Origin of the sequence: Micromonospora mangrovicola (assembly GCF_047200535.1) — a bacterium.
Taxonomy (GTDB): Bacteria; Actinomycetota; Actinomycetes; order Mycobacteriales; family Micromonosporaceae; genus Micromonospora.
This window is the reverse complement of the sequence record NZ_JBJZOG010000143.1, coordinates 1-12848: the sequence shown is the minus strand read 5'-3', so window position 1 is coordinate 12848 and position 12848 is coordinate 1. Positions and strand designations below refer to the sequence as shown.

The 12848-nt window shown below is 71.5% G+C and carries 11 protein-coding genes and 1 riboswitch; of the genes, 5 read left to right on the top strand and 6 right to left on the bottom strand.

The window, feature by feature from the left end; translation table 11 throughout:
* On the bottom strand, positions 1-540 hold a 540-nt coding region (locus ACL02O_RS31470), incomplete at its 3' end, for a cupredoxin domain-containing protein (RefSeq protein ID WP_412821817.1).
* A 1278-nt stretch (positions 541-1818) separates the two neighbouring features.
* On the opposite strand from ACL02O_RS31470, the gene ACL02O_RS31465 reads away from it, so the two are divergent.
* Positions 1819-3852 carry a M4 family metallopeptidase gene (locus tag ACL02O_RS31465; protein ID WP_412821816.1) on the top strand — a complete coding sequence of 678 codons (2034 nt, stop codon included), beginning with the start codon at positions 1819-1821 and terminating at the stop codon, positions 3850-3852.
* Between the two features lie 94 nt (positions 3853-3946).
* On the opposite strand, the gene ACL02O_RS31460 is transcribed toward ACL02O_RS31465, so the two are convergent.
* Positions 3947-4408 carry a YbaB/EbfC family nucleoid-associated protein gene (locus tag ACL02O_RS31460; protein WP_412821815.1) on the bottom strand — a complete coding sequence of 154 codons (462 nt, stop codon included), beginning with the start codon at positions 4406-4408 and terminating at the stop codon, positions 3947-3949.
* Between the two features lie 277 nt (positions 4409-4685).
* A complete protein-coding gene (locus tag ACL02O_RS31455; protein WP_412821814.1) occupies positions 4686-5330 on the bottom strand; it encodes a transglycosylase family protein in 645 nt (214 codons plus the stop codon).
* Between the two features lie 2 nt (positions 5331-5332).
* Positions 5333-5504, bottom strand: a riboswitch (cyclic di-AMP (ydaO/yuaA leader).
* A 621-nt stretch (positions 5505-6125) separates the two neighbouring features.
* Between ACL02O_RS31455 and ACL02O_RS31450 the strand changes: the two genes are divergently transcribed.
* On the top strand, positions 6126-7154 hold the full coding sequence (locus ACL02O_RS31450; RefSeq protein ID WP_412821813.1) for a hypothetical protein: 1029 nt from the start codon (positions 6126-6128) through the stop codon (positions 7152-7154).
* 46 nt (positions 7155-7200) lie between these two features.
* Here the strand turns inward: ACL02O_RS31450 and ACL02O_RS31445 are convergent, their stop codons facing one another.
* Positions 7201-9030, bottom strand: a complete 1830-nt coding sequence (locus ACL02O_RS31445) for a glycoside hydrolase family 3 protein (RefSeq protein ID WP_412821812.1) — start codon at positions 9028-9030, stop codon at positions 7201-7203.
* 166 nt (positions 9031-9196) lie between these two features.
* Here ACL02O_RS31445 and ACL02O_RS31440 point away from each other — a divergent pair, with 166 nt between their 5' ends.
* The gene (locus tag ACL02O_RS31440; protein ID WP_412821811.1) at positions 9197-10765 is read left to right on the top strand and encodes an LLM class flavin-dependent oxidoreductase; all 1569 of its coding nucleotides are present in this window, start codon (positions 9197-9199) and stop codon (positions 10763-10765) included.
* Positions 10766-10790: 25 nt separating this feature from the next.
* On the opposite strand, the gene ACL02O_RS31435 is transcribed toward ACL02O_RS31440, so the two are convergent.
* Positions 10791-10955, bottom strand: a complete 165-nt coding sequence (locus tag ACL02O_RS31435; RefSeq protein ID WP_412821810.1) for a transposase — start codon at positions 10953-10955, stop codon at positions 10791-10793.
* A gap of 23 nt (positions 10956-10978) precedes the next feature.
* Between ACL02O_RS31435 and ACL02O_RS31430 the strand changes: the two genes are divergently transcribed.
* Positions 10979-12247, top strand: a complete 1269-nt coding sequence (locus ACL02O_RS31430; RefSeq protein WP_412821809.1) for an RNA-guided endonuclease InsQ/TnpB family protein — start codon at positions 10979-10981, stop codon at positions 12245-12247.
* Positions 12232-12432: a Rossmann-fold NAD(P)-binding domain-containing protein gene (locus ACL02O_RS31425; protein ID WP_412821808.1), complete on the top strand. Its 201-nt coding sequence runs from the start codon at positions 12232-12234 to the stop codon at positions 12430-12432. The genes ACL02O_RS31430 and ACL02O_RS31425 overlap by 16 nt, the downstream gene beginning before the upstream one ends.
* Positions 12433-12677: 245 nt before the next feature.
* On the opposite strand, the gene ACL02O_RS31420 is transcribed toward ACL02O_RS31425, so the two are convergent.
* On the bottom strand, positions 12678-12842 hold the full coding sequence (locus ACL02O_RS31420) for an NUDIX domain-containing protein (RefSeq protein WP_412821818.1): 165 nt from the start codon (positions 12840-12842) through the stop codon (positions 12678-12680).
* Positions 12843-12848: the final 6 nt, after the last annotated feature.

Genomic DNA, 12848 nt, shown 5'->3' with positions numbered 1-12848 from the left:
CCCGGTCACCGTGGCGGTCACGGTCGGCGGAGTGGTGTCCGAGCCACCGTCGCTGACCACCAGCAGGCCGGTCATGCCGCCGTGGCCGGGGATGGAGCAGAAGTACCGGTACGTGCCCGGGGAGAGCACCACATCGACCGTCCAGCGACCCCCGTTGGCGTCCGTCGGATCGGCCAGGATGTTGACGTCGACGTCGCTGTTGTACTGCGGGTCGCCGGTCTCGAACGTCAGCGTGTGCTGCATCCCGGTGGTGTTGCCGGTGGCGGCGCTGTTCTCGAAGACGAGCGTGGCCGGGCCGGCGACGGCCGTGGTGGGCGCCGACCGGTAGGCCAGGAAGTTGTCGCCCGCCGTCCAGGTGAGCACCTGGGCCTGCAGGGGCGCCGTGGTGGCGGCCGGCGCCGACCGTTCCGGGTCGGTCGGCCGCGCGTTCGCACGGGACGAGGAGAGGCCAGCGGTCAACAGCGCCAGGGCGGCGAGGACGGCCACCGATCTCCGGAGCCGACTCAGCATGTGCCGGTTCCGGGGTGGATGTGGATTCATGGAAGCCTCTTTCACGGTCCGGGAGACAGCGGGCGGAACGTGCGTCGGTGGTCAGGGGTGCGGCGAAGCTGTGGCGTGCGTGCCGGCTCAGCAGCCCGCGCGACCCCTCCCGGGCCGCACGGGATCACCGGCCGTGGCCGGCGGCCACGGTCGTCCGATGTGCATGGAGGGCTGTCACCGCGTCGGCGGTCGATCGCCGCGCAGCACGGTGTGACGTCGGAGCTGACGGAGTTGGCCGGGTACGGACGGTCGGTAGGCCCGTGAGGCGGGGCCGGCGTGCTGGCGTTGACCCGGGGTACGGCCATCCCTGGCCGGTCGTGGTCACCTGACGTGTTGCGCCGCCGGTGGGCCACAGTCGAGAGCTGCCGTGCCGGGCAGTTCATCTCGACGAAACATATTGATGTTGCCCGACACTACTGACTTACCTTCAGCCTGTCCATAGCTTTCGCTAGTTCCGTGACTACTTTTCTCCATACCAAACGAAAGTCGCCGACAGATTCCTACCGGGAGGCCGCTGCGCGCACCGGGTGGCGGCGGGTGCCGATGCCCCGCCCCGCCCGTCGAACGGGCCCCACCCCGGACACCGGCCCGAGGCGGATCAGCAGCCCGGCGGTTCGCCGGCCGGCTGCGGGAGGTGCGCGGGGTCGCCTTCACCGGTGGCTTCGTGCTGCGCCGCCGCGGACCGCTCACCGGCACGGAGGCGCGGACCCGGCACGGCGCGCCCGGCCGCCCTCGCCGGGGCGAACGGCACCATTCCGACCTGCCCGACACGATGAGATAGCAGTCGATTATTTGTTACCCGTAGGTAATCGGGCGGATGTCGCGTCGTGACATCGACCGGACGGTTGATCAAGCAGGGCCGTTCGGCAGCCGCCGGCGGCCCGGAAGGCCCCGCACTGATCGACATGTTGACCGAGGGCGAATACGCCCGATGAGCGTAGAGCGGCAATAGCCGCCAATCGGGCGCGCTCTCGCCCATCCCGGAACTCATTCGCCCTGATCAGGGGCTATCGAAGATCATGGCTTCGTGAATTCCGCCTTTCCGCGCCGCGATCAACAGGCGACGGTTGCCCAGGTCACCCATTGCTCCGACCCCGGGGCCGTGTGATTGTGCTCCAACGAGTCGCCGACCCCCGGCGATTCAGGCGGTCGATCTGTCGAACCAGGGCCCACGCCGGCAGGCCCCGGAGAGCGGCCGTCGCCCGCCTCATGGCTGTACCGCGCCACGCGCCCCCACCGGGCTCCGTGCGGCGCGCCTAGGAACAGGAGCACACCCCCTTGAAGCTCTCACCCCGCCTTGCCGCGCTCTCAGGTGCGGCCGCGGCCGGCCTGATCGCCGCGGGCACCGCCGCGGCCGTGCAGGCCGCCCCGCCCAGTCCCGCCCCCGACGCCGCCCAGGCCCGTGCGCTCGCCGCGAAGTCGGCCAGCGCACTGGTCGCCTCCCGCCCCTCGTACCTGCACGCGAGCGCCGACGAGGCGTTCGTGCAGAAGCAGGTGTTCTCCTCCGAGGGCACCCAGTACGTCGCCTACGACCGCACCTACAAGGGCCTGCCGGTCACCGGCGGTGACTTCGTGCTGGCGACCGACGCCGCCGGCAACCTCAAGTACGCCTCCGTGGCGCAGCAGCAGGCCATCGGCAGTCTCGCCACCACGCCGAAGCTGACCTCGACCGCCGCGGAGAAGACCGCCCGCGCCCAGCTCACGACGGTCACCGCCGTCGAGGGCAGCGCCCTGGTCGTCTACACCCTCGGCGCCCACCCGGCGCTGGCCTGGGAGACCACGGTGCGCGGCACCAGCGCCGACGGACCGAGCCGGCTCACCGTCGACGTCGACGCCAGCACCGGCAAGGTGCTCCGCACGCAGGAACACGTCATGCGCGGCACGGGCACCGGCGCCTGGAACGGCCCCGTCACCCTGACCACCACGCTGTCGGGCAGCACGTACTCAATGAAGGACCCGAGCCACACCACCCTGGTCTGCCAGGACGCGGCCAACAACACCACGTTCAGCGGCTCGGACGACGTCTGGGGCAACGGCACCGCCAGCAACAAGGAGACCGGCTGCGTCGACGCGTTCTTCGGCGCGCAGACCGAGGGCAAGATGCTCTCGGCGTGGCTCGGCCGCAACGGCGCCGACGGCAACGGCGGCTACTGGCCGATCCGGGTCGGCCTGAACGACCAGAACGCCTACTACGACGGCACCCAGGTCCAGATCGGCAAGAACACCGCCGGCGGGTGGATCGGCTCGCTGGACGTGGTCGCGCACGAGATCGGCCACGGCATCGACGACCACACCCCGGGTGGCATCTCCGGCAGCGGCACCCAGGAGTTCGTCGCCGACACCTTCGGCGCGGCCACCGAGTGGTACGCCAACGAGCCGTCCACCTACGACGCTCCCGACTTCCTGGTCGGCGAGAAGGTCAACCTGGTGGGCAGCGGCCCGATCCGCAACATGTACAACCCGTCGGCGCTGGGTGACCCGAACTGCTACTCCAGCAGCATCCCGAGCACCGAGGTGCACGCCGCTGCTGGCCCGGGCAACCACTGGTTCTACCTGCTGGCCATGGGCAGCAGCCCGACCAACGGCCAGCCGACCAGCCCGACCTGCAACGGCAGCAGCGTGACCGGCCTGGGCATCCAGAAGGCCATCAAGATCATGTACAACGCGATGCTGCTGAAGACCAGCTCGTCGTCGTACCTGAAGTACCGCACCTGGACGCTGCAGGCGGCGAAGAACCTCTACGGCAGCACCGGCTGCACCGAGTTCAACACCGTCAAGGCCGCCTGGGACGCGGTCAGCGTACCGGCGCAGTCGGGTGACCCGACCTGCTCCGGCACCACCACCCCGCCGCCCACCGGCTCCTGCTCCGGCCAGAAGCTGGCCAACCCCGGCTTCGAGTCGGGCAACGTGAGCTGGTCCGCCACCTCCGGCGTCATCACCAGTTCCTCCGGCCAGGCCGCGCACAGCGGCTCCTGGAAGGCGTGGCTGGACGGCTACGGCACCACCCACACCGACACCCTGTCCCAGTCGGTGACGATCCCGTCCGGCTGCCGGGCGACCCTCACCTTCTGGCTGCACATCGACTCGGCTGAGACGACGAGCAGCACGGCCTACGACAAGCTGACCGTCAAGGCCGGCAGCACCACCTTGGCCACCTACTCCAACCTCAACAAGGCGTCCGGCTACTACCAGAAGTCCTTCGACATCTCGTCGAAGGCCGGAACCACCGTCTCCATCTCGTTCAGCGGCGTGGAGGACAGCTCCCTGCAGACCTCCTTCGTCGTCGACGACACGGCGGTCACCCTGAGCTGATCAGAAACGGAGCGGTCGGTCGTCGTCCTCCCGACGACCGGCCGCTTCGTCGCGTCAGCAGCCGGGTCGAGGAGAGTTGCCGGGGACGTGACCGTCAGGCGGTACGGTCGGCCCGGGCGGCGCCCTCCTCGGCGCGGTTGAGCCGGGCGACCACGCCCTCCATCGCCTGGCTGAACATCTCCATCTGCCGCATCGACTGCTCCTGCAGCCCACCGAGGCGCGCGGCGAGCGCGTCGACGTCGGCCCGGGCCGAGGCGCTGACCTGCGCATCGAGCTCGGCGAGGGCGGCGTTCACCGCCTCGACGACCTGCCCGCAGAGGCGGTCCCAACCCGCCTCGGCCAGCGCCGGGTCGACGGTGACGGACTCGATGCGCCCACCCTGGACCGCCACGGCGCGCACCCGACCGTCGGCCGCCGAGCCCTCGGCCCGCAGCAGCCGCCCGGGGTCACCGTCGGCGTCCTCGGCGGCGCGGGCCCGCATCGACGACAGCGCCTGCTGGGTCTGGGTGAGCAGCTCGTCGAGGCTCGCGGCCGCGGAGAAGGGGTCGTTGGTCATAGCCGCGCTTTCTTCACGTCTGTCCGGAGCACCGTGACGATAGCAACCGCGTCCGACGGTGACGGTGCGCGCACCGCGTCGGACCGTCCGCCGGTACGCCAGCAGCCCGGACACACCTGGGGCGGCGTGTCCCCGGCGGCACTCCCCGACGTACCGGATGAGCAGTGGGCTGGCCGGCGGCGGCGCGCGGGGTCACCGGACGAGACGCGCAACGCCCGGCCGGTTGCCCGGCCGGGCGTTGCGCGGATCCGCCGGGGAGGTCGGATCCCGTGACGCGTCAGCGCAGGTCGAGCTTCTGCCCCGGGAAGATCAGGCCCGGGTTGTCGCCGACCACGCGCTTGTTGCGCTCGTACAGCGCGTGCCAGCCACCGGCGACGTGGTGCGCCTCGGCGATCTCGGACAGGGTGTCGCCGGGCTTGACCACGTAGCTGCCGGCCCCGCCGGTGCTCGTCGTGGAGCGGCGACTGTGGGTGACCGACTTGTCGCCCCGCGGCGACCGGTCCTTGGTGACCTTCTTGGGCGACTTCTTCGACCCCGACGAGTAGTGCTTCGTCGAGCCGCCCTTCTTGCCGCACACCGGCCAGGCGCCGATGCCCTGCCCGTCGAGGACCTTCTCGGCGATGGCGATCTGCTCGCTGCGGCTGGCCAGGTCGGCGCGGGCGGCGTACTTCTGCCCGCCGTAGCCCTTCCAGGTGCTCTGGGAGAACTGGAGGCCGCCGTAGTATCCGTTGCCGGTGTTGATGTGCCAGTTGCCGCTGGACTCGCACTGGGCGATCGCATCCCAGTTCACGCTCGAGGCGCTGGCCGGCGCGGCCGGCCCGAGGATCGCGGCGGCGCCGGTGGCGGCGCCGACGACGAGCGTCCCGACGGCGGTGCGACGCTGCGTGGTCCGTCGGTGACGAGCGACGTGTTCAGTTGCCATGGTGAAACTCCTCCACGCCGACGAGGTGAGCTGTCGGGTTCGGGCCGAGGAGCCCGGCCGCCGGACGGCGGCTTCACCCCGAGGTGTCGAGCACCGAGGAACGTGTGGGTCCCCCGCTCCCGCCTGAGGTCCAGGTCCCACCGGGCCGGCGGCGGGATTAGGCGTTACCGGCCCGTGGTGTCCGCGATCGCGAACGGATACGACGTTAGGAACCGATTCGGACGAACGCCCACTTCTTGTGAAGTTCTTCACCCGGCCGGGCGAACGGTTCACCGCTCGAGTTGCGAGACCACAGTGGGTGCCGTACAAGGCGGCCGGAAATGCCGTTGCGACGCCGCCGACACCGCGGCAGGCTCGCTCACCATGACCGACGGAATCGAGTCCACCGTCCTCCGGTGACCGTCCACGACGGGCGCAGGGCGCCCGACGACGGCCCACCCTCCCTCTTCGACCACGCCCGGCGACTGCTCGCCCGGCACCCGGAGGGCCCGCTGCCGCACGGCGGCCGGCCGTTCCCCGACGAGGCCGCGTACCGCGCGGACCGCGCCGCCGACCCCCTCCCGGCCGCCGCGGCTCGCCAACTGCTGCACGACACGCTGACCTGGTTCTTCGCCCAACCACCACCCCGGCCGGTCGCCGAGCTGCACGCGCGGTTGCTGAGCCAACCGGCACGGCGGCGGATCCGGGGCCCGTCCACGGACGACCTCCCCGGCCCGGCCGAGGACCGTCGCACTGCCGGACTGTGGCTGGTCCGCCACCGACCGGCGGGCCGCCGGCGTCACCGACCTGGGCACCGTGCTGCGCGCGGACCGGCTGGACGTCGACGTGGTTCGGCACGCCGCCCGGGTGCTGCTCACCATGGCCAGCCCCCGCTACGAACCGGCTCAGGTCGCCGACTGGACGGGTGCGGCCGACGCGGTCGCGGACCTCGCCCGGCACCTGGCCGCCGGCCCGGCCACCCTGAACAACGCCGCGTACGCGGCCCGGCTGGCCGAGGAGCTGCGCAGCGGTCACCTCGCCACGCTGGACCAGCCGCCGGGCCGCCGGGCAACGCTGATCGGCACGCTCACCGCCGTCGCGCGGCGTGGGCTCGACCCGGACGGCCCCGTGAACCGGCTGCGGCTGCGGGTGGTGGTGCCCGATCCGGCCCTCCCGGCCGACGTGCAGCTGCGTCCCCTCGTCGACGGGGGGCCGGTGACCGCCAGGGCATTCACGCGCGGGCAGCCCGGGGCTCCCGAAGAGCTGCTCGGCCGGCTGCGCGCCGGGACGGAGCCGCACGAGGTGATGCTCGCCGAGGCGGGGTGCACCGAGGGATGCTGCGGCGCGCTGCGGGTGACCGTCGACCGGGACGGGGACCGCGTCCGCTGGCACCGCTGGCGCAGCCCCGGGCGGGACGACCCGCTGCCGGCCTTCCGGTTCGACGCCGGTGCGTACGCGGCGGAGCTGGACCGGGTGGAGCACGACCACGGCTGGGAGTGGCCGGCGCGTACCCTCGCCCGGCTGCTGCGCGAGCGGCTGGCGGCCGAACCGGACCTGCTCGGCCGCTGCGACTGCCGGCTCTCCCGGGCACACGCCCGGGCGTCCGAGCGGGACCGGGTGGAGCTGTCGTTCCTGCACCCGAACCGGCGGATCCGGCAGGACCTGCCGTTCCTGCAGTTCCGGCTCACCCTCCGACCCGCCGGGCACCCGGCGGACCAGGCGACGTCGTTCGTCGAGCGGTTGCGCGACACCGACCCGAAGCACGACGCGGAGATCGCCGGCGGGAGCCGGGAGTACGCCGAGCAGCTGGGCGTCCGCTGGCCGCAGCCCCGGTCCCGCTGCTGAGCCGGGGCGGGGAGGTGCCCGGTGGCGCCTCCCCGCCGCATGCGGGTCAGTACGTCAGGCCGTAGCCCTGCGGGAACAGCGGGACCTGGCCGTCGCCGGCGTTGATGGGCTGCTGGCTGACCGAGTCCATCCAGGTCATCGGCAGTTTGCCGGTGGGCGCGTACCCGCCGAAGAGGACGTCGGCCACGCCGTCGCCCTCGGTGCCGGGCAGCCAGGCGGCGAGCAGGGCGTCCCACCCGGGCAGTTCGGCCGCGATGTCCAGCGGGCGGCCGGAGACCAGGACCACGATCACCGGCACGCCGGCCTTGCGCAGGGTCGAGATGGTGCGCAGATCCTCGCGGTCCAGGCTCATGCTCCCGGTGCGATCGCCCTGCCCCTCGGCGTACGGCGTCTCGCCGACCACCGCGATCGCGGCCCGGTACGTGTCGTTGATGCCGATGCCGCGCTGGTTGTAGGTGACCGTGGTGGTCGGCCCGACTGCGGCGCGGATGCCCTCCAGGATGGTGGTGCCGGGGGTGATGTTGCCGGACGAGCCCTGCCAGGAGATGGTCCAGCCACCGCTCTGGTTGCCGATGTTGTCGGCGTTCTTGCCGGCCACGAAGATCTTGTTGTTGTCCCGGGCCAGCGGCAGGACGCCGGCGTTGTTCTTCAGCAGCACCTGGGACTGGCGGACGGCCTGCCGGGCGAGAGCGCGGTGGGCGGCGTTGCCGACCGTCGCGGTCCAGCTCCGATCGGTGTACGGGCGCTCGAAGAGTCCCAGTTCGAACTTCTTGGTGAGGATACGCCGGTTGGCGTCGTCGATCCGGCTCAGCGGCACGTGCCCGTTCTGCACCTCGGCGCGCAGGGTGCTGATGAAGTTCTTCCAGGCGGTGGGGACCATCACCATGTCGATGCCGGCGTTGATCGCGGTGCTGACCTCGGCGGCGGTGAAGCCGGAGCTGCCGTCGATCTGGTCGATGCCGTTCCAGTCGGAGACGACGAAGCCGGAGAAGCCGAGCTCTCCCTTGAGCACGGTGGTGATCAGGTACTGGTGGCCGTGCAGCTTCAGGCCGTTCCAGCTGCTGTAGGAGATCATCACCGCACCGACGCCGCGCTGCACCGCGGCCTGGAACGGTGGCAGGTGGATGGCCCGCAGGTCAGCCTCGCTGAGCTGGGTGTTCCCCTGGTCGTCGCCGCCGGTGGTGCCGCCGTCGCCGACGTAGTGCTTGGCGGTGGCGAGCACCGAGGTGGGGCCGCCGAGGCTGCTGCCCTGCAGGCCGGTGACCAGGGTGGACAGGCTCGACGGCAGGTCCGGGGTCTCACCGAACGACTCGTAGGTGCGGCCCCAGCGGTCGTTGCGGGCCACGCACAGGCAGGGGGCGAAGTCCCAGTCGATGCCGGTGCCGGTGATCTCCTCGGCGACGGCCTGGCCGATCTGCTGTACCAGGGCCGGATCGCGGGTGGCGCCGAGCCCGATGTTGTGCGGGAAGATCGTCGCGCCGTACACGTTGTTGTGGCCGTGCACGGCGTCCACCCCGTAGATCATCGGGATGCCGAGCGGGGTGGCGAGGGCGGCCTGCTGGAAGCCGTCGTACATGTCGGCCCAGGAGGAGGCGGTGTTCGGCGAGGGCGCGGAGCCGCCGCCGGAGAGGATCGAGCCGAGCCGGTAGGTGGTCAGGTCGGCGGCGGTGACCGAGCCGCGCTCGGCCTGGGTCATCTGGCCGATCTTCTCGTCCAGGGTCATCCGGGAGAGCAGGTCGGCGACGCGGGTGGCCACGGGCAGCGACGGGTCCTGGTACGGCAGGCCGGCGGCGCTGGCCGGCACGGGCGCGGCCAGGGCGGTGACCGCGACGAGGAGCAGGGCCAGGGCGAGGGGACGGTGGCGGTGACGGGTCACGGGTCGCTCCTTCGGGAGGAACACTGAGGCCGTTGCCCGGACCCTACGCCCGCGCGCATCGACTGTGAACGATTCCCGTCGGTTCCGGAACCACCGAGCGGGCGGACGCCGCCGCGGACTACCGTGACGGAGTTCGCGCAAGATCGGACGAGGTGGCGGAACGGACATGAGCAACCACGGGAACGAGCTGCACTTCGGCGGCTTCCTCACCCCCGCCGCCGGGCGGCCCGAGCAGGTGGTGGCGCTGGCAAAACTCTGCGAGCAGGCCGGCCTCGACCTGGTCACCTTCCAGGACCACCCGTACCAGCCGGGGTTCCTGGACACCTGGACGCTGATGTCGTTCGTGGCCGCGGCGACCAGTCGGATCCGGCTGGCCGGCAACGTGCTGAACCTGCCGCTGCGCCAGCCGGTGGTGCTCGCCCGCAGCGTGGCCAGCCTCGACCTGCTCACCGGCGGCCGGGTCGAGCTGGGTCTCGGCGCCGGCGCGTTCTGGGAGGCGATCGAGGCGGCCGGCGGGCGGCGACTCAGCCCCGGGCAGGCGGTGGACGCCCTCGACGAGGCGATCCGGGTGATCCGCGAGGTGTGGGACACCGACCGGCGCGGCATGGTCCGGGTGGCGGGCGAGCACTACCGGGTGGTCGGGGCCAAGCGCGGACCCGCGCCGGCGCACCCGGTGGAAGTCTGGGTCGGCGCGTACAAGCCGCGGATGCTGCGGCTGGTCGGGCGGGCGGCGGACGGCTGGCTGCCGTCGCTGGCGTACCTGCCGAAGGGGCCGGCGGACCTGCCGGCGCTCAACGCGCTGGTCGACGAGGGCGCCGAGGCCGCCGGCCGGGACCCGGGAACGGTACGGCGGCTGCTCAACGTCAACGGCACCTTCACCCGCTCCGCCACCGGCTTCCTTGAGGGCCCGCCCGAGCAGTGGGTGGAGGAGCTGGCCGGGCTCGCCCTGGACCACGGCATCTCCACCTTCGTCCTCGGCAGCGACGAGCCCCGGGCCATCCAGCTCTTCGGTCAGGAGGTCGCGCCCGCGGTCCGCGAGCTGGTCGCCGCCGAACGCACCGCGCCGGGCAGCCGGGCCCGCGCCGTCCAGGAGGAGCGCACGGCGGTCGAGGCCGGCGGGTCGACGGGCCTCGCGGTCACCCCCACCCCCGATCCCGGGGTACGGCTGAGCGCGCGCCGGCTCTGGGACGAGTCGACCCGGCCCGCACCCCCGCCACCGCCGGCCGGGCAGGTCTACACCGCGCACGGGCAGGCCGCCGGGCAGCACCTGGTGGACGTGCACGACCACCTGCGCCAGGAGCTGGGCCAGGTACGTGACCTGCTCGAACAGGTACGGCGTGGGGCGGTCTCCGCCGGGGCGGCCCGAGCCGGCCTGCATGAGATGACCATGCGGCAGAACAACTGGACCCTGGGGGCGTACTGCGCCGCGTACTGCGCCGTCGTGACCCAGCACCACGGGCTGGAGGACAACTCGATCTTCCCGCACCTGCGCCGCGCAGACGCGGGGCTGGGGCCGGTGCTCGACCGGCTGGCCGAGGAGCACGTGGTGATCCACGAGGTGGTCGAGGGCGTGGACCGGGCGCTGGTGAACCTGATCCGGCAGCCGGGCGAGTTCACCGAGCTCCAAGAGGCGGTGGACCTGCTCACCGACACCCTGCTGTCGCACCTGTCCTGGGAGGAGCGGGTGATCGTCGAGCCCCTCGCCCGGTACGGCTTCTACGCCGGCCAGGTGTGACGCACCTGGATTCGGGCTTTCTCAGTCAGGCCGGGTAACGTCGTCGGCATGACCGCCGCATGATCTCCTGCAGGCGGGTCAGGTGCCGGTCGTCGAACCCCTTATGCCGGAACTTGGTCACGAAGACCAAGTGAGCGTGCAGGGCGAAAAGGCAGTGCCGGCCGGTGCGGACGTCAGCCGAATCCGTCACAGGTCATCGCTAGGTTGTCCGGCGTGCAGCTTCGGTACAACTACCGTGTCAACCCGACGTCCACACAACAGCAAGCGCTGGCGCGGGCGTTCGGGTGCGCGCGGGTGGTGTACAACGACGGACTGCGCACACGGCGGGAAGCCCGCGAGCAGGGGTTGCCGTACCTGTCGGACGGGGAGCTGTCCAAGCGGCTGATCACTGAGGCCAAGCGCACCCCGGAGAGGGCTTGGCTGGGTGAGGTGTCGGCGGTGGTGTTGCAGCAGGCCCTCGCGGACCTGAATGCGGCGTACCGCAACTTCTTCGCATCCCTGTCGGGCAAGCGCAAGGGGCGCGCGGTAGGGCCGCCGCGGTTCCGGTCTCGCAAAGACAACCGACAGGCCATCCGGTTCACTGCCAACGCCCGGTTCAAGGTGCTCGACAACGGGCGGCTGCGGCTGCCGAAGATCGGCGACGTGCAGGTCCGCTGGTCGCGTCAGCTTCCCGCCAAACCCAGCTCCGTGACGGTGATCCGGGACGCGGCCGGCCGGTACTTCGCCTCCTTCGTCGTGGCCACCGCGGACGAGCCGTTGCCGGCGGCCGTTGCGGAGGTGGGCATCGACCTGGGTCTGACCCACTTCGCGGTCCTGTCCGATGGCACCAAGGTCACCGCGCCGAAGTTCCTGCGCCGCGCCGCCCGCAAGCTGCGTCGCCTGCAGCAGAACCTGTCCCGCAAACAGAAGGGATCTGCTAACCGGAAGAAGGCCGTCGTCAAGGTCGCCAAGGCGCACGCCAAGGTGGCCGGCACCCGACGAGACTGGCAGCACAAGCTCTCGACACGGATCATCCGCGACAACCAAGCGGTATACGTCGAGAACCTGTGCGTGGCCGGCCTTGCCCGGACCCGGCTGGCCAAGTCTGTGTACGACGCCGGCTGGGCGTCATTCGTCGGGATGCTAAAGTACAAGGCTGCCCGCGCCGGGCGGACCTTCACCCGCATCGACCGGTTCGCACCCACCTCACGGACCTGCTCGACGTGCGGCCGGATCGACGGACCCAAACCGCTGAACGTCCGGTCATGGACCTGCCCCTGCGGCGCCATGCATGACCGAGACGTCAACGCGGCCATCAACATCCTCGCGGCGGGTCGCGCCGAGAGCCTAAACGCCTGCGGAGCGCAGGTAAGACCGGCAACCCTGCCGGCACCGCGCCGTGAACCAGGAATCCGCCCGGGCACTGCGTGCTGCTCCGCGCGCAGCGCGGAGGGAACCTCCGTCCTTGAGAGCGGAGAGAACGTCAAATGGACACCGACATGACCGCCGGGGTGACTGGGCCGAAGTCCGACCCGGCGGAGATCGCCCGGTTCGCCGTCGACGGCGTCGAGGCCATCTCGTACGAGATCGTCGCCGACGAGACCTCCCGGCAGGTCCTCGCCGGCCTCTCCGGCGGGGGTCGCCGCCCTCTACCCGGACCTGTCCTGACCACTCGTCGGCCGACCTGACGGAGACGCCCAGACAAGCTGTCGGCGGTCGTCATGACGCCTCCGCCTCTCCGAATCCCGTTGCAGCCCCGGGGACCGCTCGAGTACCCGCCGGCAGAAGGGTGCGAGTCGCTGCCGGAGGGCCTCCTCCCGGCTGAAGGCCCGCAGCCCTGCCCCTCGGTCAGCACCATGTACGCGGTGAGCACGGAGGTCGGCACCTCGAACACCGTCAATAGCCGACCGTCACCCTCCGCATCGACGACCCGTCATGACGGCCGGCATTCGTTGACCGCCAGGTGCAGTTCCTCCCGTAGCTCGCGGACGATCGTCTGGCCCGGGTTCTCGCCGTCCTCGACCGCACCACCGAACAGGGACCAGTGCCCGGGATGGGGAATCCCGCACTTGTTCCGCACTGGGTTTGATGGAGACATCGAAAC

What these genes read in the sequence shown, in the direction of transcription:
- ACL02O_RS31460 (WP_412821815.1), bottom strand. Translation starts at nt 4,408, where the DNA reads ATGACCAACGACCCCTTCTCCGCGGCCGCGAGCCTCGACGAGCTGCTC.
- ACL02O_RS31455 (WP_412821814.1), bottom strand. Translation starts at nt 5,330, where the DNA reads ATGGCAACTGAACACGTCGCTCGTCACCGACGGACCACGCAGCGTCGC.
- ACL02O_RS31440 (WP_412821811.1), top strand. Translation starts at nt 9,197, where the DNA reads ATGAGCAACCACGGGAACGAGCTGCACTTCGGCGGCTTCCTCACCCCC.
- ACL02O_RS31425 (WP_412821808.1), top strand. Translation starts at nt 12,232, where the DNA reads ATGGACACCGACATGACCGCCGGGGTGACTGGGCCGAAGTCCGACCCG.
- ACL02O_RS31420 (WP_412821818.1), bottom strand. Translation starts at nt 12,842, where the DNA reads ATGTCTCCATCAAACCCAGTGCGGAACAAGTGCGGGATTCCCCATCCC.